The organism is Motilimonas pumila (assembly GCF_003596335.1).
Lineage (GTDB): Bacteria > Pseudomonadota > Gammaproteobacteria > Enterobacterales > CBDFNC01 > Motilimonas > Motilimonas pumila.
Window position 1 is genome coordinate 1 of the sequence record NZ_QZCH01000066.1, and the last position, 3,809, is coordinate 3,809.

Consider the following 3,809-nt stretch of genomic DNA (forward strand, 5'->3'; position numbering starts at 1 on the left):
GAAAACCCTTGGCAAGACGGCGTGCATGCAGGTGACATTAACCCTGGGAATAATGGCTCAGGTGGAGGTGACGGCGATGCTGGTGACGGCAATGGCGATGCTGACGGCAATGGCGATGACGATGGCGCGGGAGATGATGGCGATGTTACTGGTGGCGCGGGTGGCTCTTGGGATGAAATTGTTGACAATGCGCCTCCGGGCAGTGATGACTTATTAAACAATATCGTCGACAGTGGCCTTGGTGGCGAGATGTGCGCCGTGGGCGGTGCAGACGATACCAACCCCGATTTTCAGCCTTTTGCGGGCAACCCCATCAATATTATTTCAGGCAATAAATTTCAGCGTGAAGTCGATATCATCAGCTCGGGGAGTGGCGGGCTCCCCTTTGTTCGAGTGTATAACAGCTTAGGCACAAGCCTGTCGTCTTCGTTGAGTAAAGGTTGGCAGCATAACTACAGCAAGCGCATTTTTGTCAGTGACAGCGGTGTCGAAATGGCGGCGGTTCGAGACAAAGGCAACCGGTATTATTTCAAAAAAGAAAAAGGTTTTTGGCAAGCGCAAAATGGTGTGACGGCAAGGGTTTACCCGTTATTTGGTAAAGAAGGGCAAGCGACGGGTTGGCGCTATGAGAGCAGTTTAGGTGTGCAAGAGGTTTACGATGCACACGGTCGTTTAGTGCGAGAGCGTAATTTGCAAGGACAGGCGAAAGTATTGCGCTATAACGAACAAGGCTTGTTGAGCCAAGTTGAAAGTGCTTATGGCGAGCGACTGAGCCTCGTTTATGATGAGCAAGGTTTGCTGGTGCAAGTGACAAATAGTCGCGGGCAGCAAGTCAATTATGGTTACACGCAAGGCCAGCTAACATCGGCGCAGGGCACGCGAGGCCAGATAAGCTATCACTATGAAGACAGTGAGCACCCTAGTCGACTAACCGGTATCACGGATGAAATGCAGCGCCGTTTTGTTAGCTGGTCCTACGATGAGCAAGGTCGTGCGATTAGCAGTGAGCGAGGTCAGGGGTTAGAGCGGGTAACGCTCGAATATATCAGTGCTAGCAGCACCAAAGTGACGAATGCCGCGGGCAAAGTAGCGGTATATCATTTTGAGCGAATCAATGGTGTGCGCCGCTTGACGAAGGTGGAAGGCGAGCCAAGCACGAACTGCCCCGCAACCAAGAATGGCTATGTGTATGACGCACGAGGCTTTGTAGAATACGCCATAGATAAAGAACAAAATGCTACCCGCTACGTGCGCAATGGACGAGGATTGTTGGTTGAAGTGACAGAAGGGTATCGCTGGCAGAATGAACAAGCGATAGAGACAAGTAGCATGCAGCGGACAAGTACGCAGTGGCATGCTTCTTTACCGTTGGCAGAGTCAGTGCGTTACCAGGGAAAGAATGAAAGCGGCCAGTGGCAAGATTATTTAGAAGAGCGTTTTCGTTATACGGCACAAGGGCGAGTGGCGACCAAAGAGCAAGTTGACCTGACGCAGCAAGGGGGTGAGTCGCGCACATGGCAATACCAGTACCGTTACTTTGATTCAGAGCAGCGTTATGTTGCGGCCCTTACCATTGATGGCCCGTTATCAGAGCAAAACGATGTCGTCACGCAAGAATTTAACCAACAGGGACAACTGGTATCACGCAGTAATGAGCTGGGTCACACCGTGTTGTTCGATGAGTACCATGAGGCTGGCTTGCCACAGCGAATGACGGACGCCAATGGCACAGAGACACGGCTTAATTACGATGTGTCGGGGCAGCTAATAGGCTTGCAGCAAGCTGGACGCGTTTATGAATTGCGCTATACCGCGAATGGGTTAGTGTCAGATATTTTGGTCAATGATGGCACGCAATATCAGTTTGAATATAATGCCGCGCGGCACTTAACGCAGGTACGAAATCAGTTTGGAGAAACGATTAGCCTTGAAGTCGACCCTGTAACTGGGTTGTGGCGAACGCTGTCAGTGAATGATGAAACAGGCATACTGACTTATCGCAACACTCGTGTGTTTGACGAGTTGGGCAGGGTGATGCGCCAGTTAGGTAATGAGGGGCAAGATACGCGGTTTGGCTATAACCGTAATGACCTTATGTCACGCATTGAGGCGAGGGGGCACAGTATTTATGGCAAGCTGACCACAACCAAGCATTATGACACGTTAAACCAGTTACGTAAGTTGGTTGACCCACAACAAGGTGAAACGGCCTTTAAGTATGATGGGCAAGGGTTGCTCAGTGAAGTTGAGGCAGCTAATGGCGCTGTCACCAGGTACCGTTACAACGGTTTTGGTGACCTAATTGAGCAAGTGAGCCCAGACACAGGTAAGGTACATAAAACGTACAACGCAGCAGGTCACCTGTTGAGTTCAGGTAGTGTGCGTTTTGAGCGGGATGCACTGGGGCGCGCGTTGGCGGTGCATTATCTTGATGAAAGTATTTATTATGGCTACGACGAAGCAGAATCAAGCTTTGGAGTGGGACGCCTTACAAGCACTCAAGATGCGTCGGGAGAAAGTCGTTATCACTATAATGCGTTAGGTCAGCGGGTTAAAGATGTCCGAACGTTAGTGGTGGGGGCAGATGACCTGCGAGAGAGCGTTACAGAGTACTTACATAATCCGCAAGGCCAGCAAGTGGGCATTATTTACCCTGATGGCATGCATTTAGAGTATGTGTGGCAACGTGGGCGCATTCACGATGTGGTGTTGGTAGACAGTGGCACGGCGTTACTGAGTGATATTGAGTACCAAGCGTTTGATGGTCCGGTAGCGTGGCAAAATGGCAATGGCACCGAGTATCGCCAGCGACGTGATGTAGACGGTCGAACGGGCGAAATCACCTTGCAGCATGAAGGTGAAGATGGCGCGTTGTGGCAGCAGGTTTACGCCTTTGATAGTTTCAATAACATCACCCAAATCGATGCAATAGAGCAGGGTAAAACACGTCAGCAGCAGGTGCACTATGACGCCCAGCATCGTATCAGTCGAGAGTCAGACGGTGAGACAGAAACACAATATCATTATGACGAAGTGGGTAACCGTACGCGCCAGCAGACGGTAGCCCTGCAAGCGCAAAGAAATATTCTTAACGAAACCCCGTTTACTTACGCGTCAGGCTCAAACCGCATGGTCAGTGCGGGGGGGCAAGCCGTTCAAGTTAATCAGAGCGGCAGCGAGCAAAGTCCGGTGCGAGTGGGTGTAGCGGCGGCGGATGAAGCGTTTATTTACAATGGACGAAACCGTCCCACGCACTACTTTAACAATCACAATGTGGTGGCGCGTTATGTATACAATGCGCTGGGACAGCGGGTGGTTAAATACCACTATCTGAAAGATGAAACCAAACAGTTTCACTATGACCCGCAAGGGAAGTTGCTGAGTGAGCAAGTGCAAGTGGGGGAGCGCAGTCGCAGTATTAATTATGCGTGGCTGAATAACATCCCAGTGGCGCAGATTAGCACCGACCAACAAACGGGTGAGCGCCGAGTTGTTTACCTTCACAGTGACCACTTAAATACACCGCGCCGTGCGACGGATGAGGCGGGCGCGTTGGTGTGGCGTTGGGAAAGTAATGCGTTTGGTCTGGGAGAAGCGGAGAGCCTGGATGAGCGCACGCAGATAAACCTGCGGTTTGCGGGGCAGTATGCGGATGAAGAGAGTGGTTTGTATTACAACTACTTTAGGCATTATAACCCGGAGACGGGGCGTTATACGCAGAGTGATCCGATAGGGCTGCGCGGTGGTATCAATACGTTTGCGTATGTGGGCAGCAATGCGCTGTCGTTTATTGACCCGTTTGGCTTGGC

At 51.1% G+C, this 3,809-nt stretch carries 1 protein-coding gene; it reads left to right on the plus strand.

The features are described from left to right. On the plus strand, positions 1-3,809 hold a 3,809-nt coding region (locus D1Z90_RS20190; RefSeq protein ID WP_119912580.1), incomplete at both ends, for an RHS repeat-associated core domain-containing protein.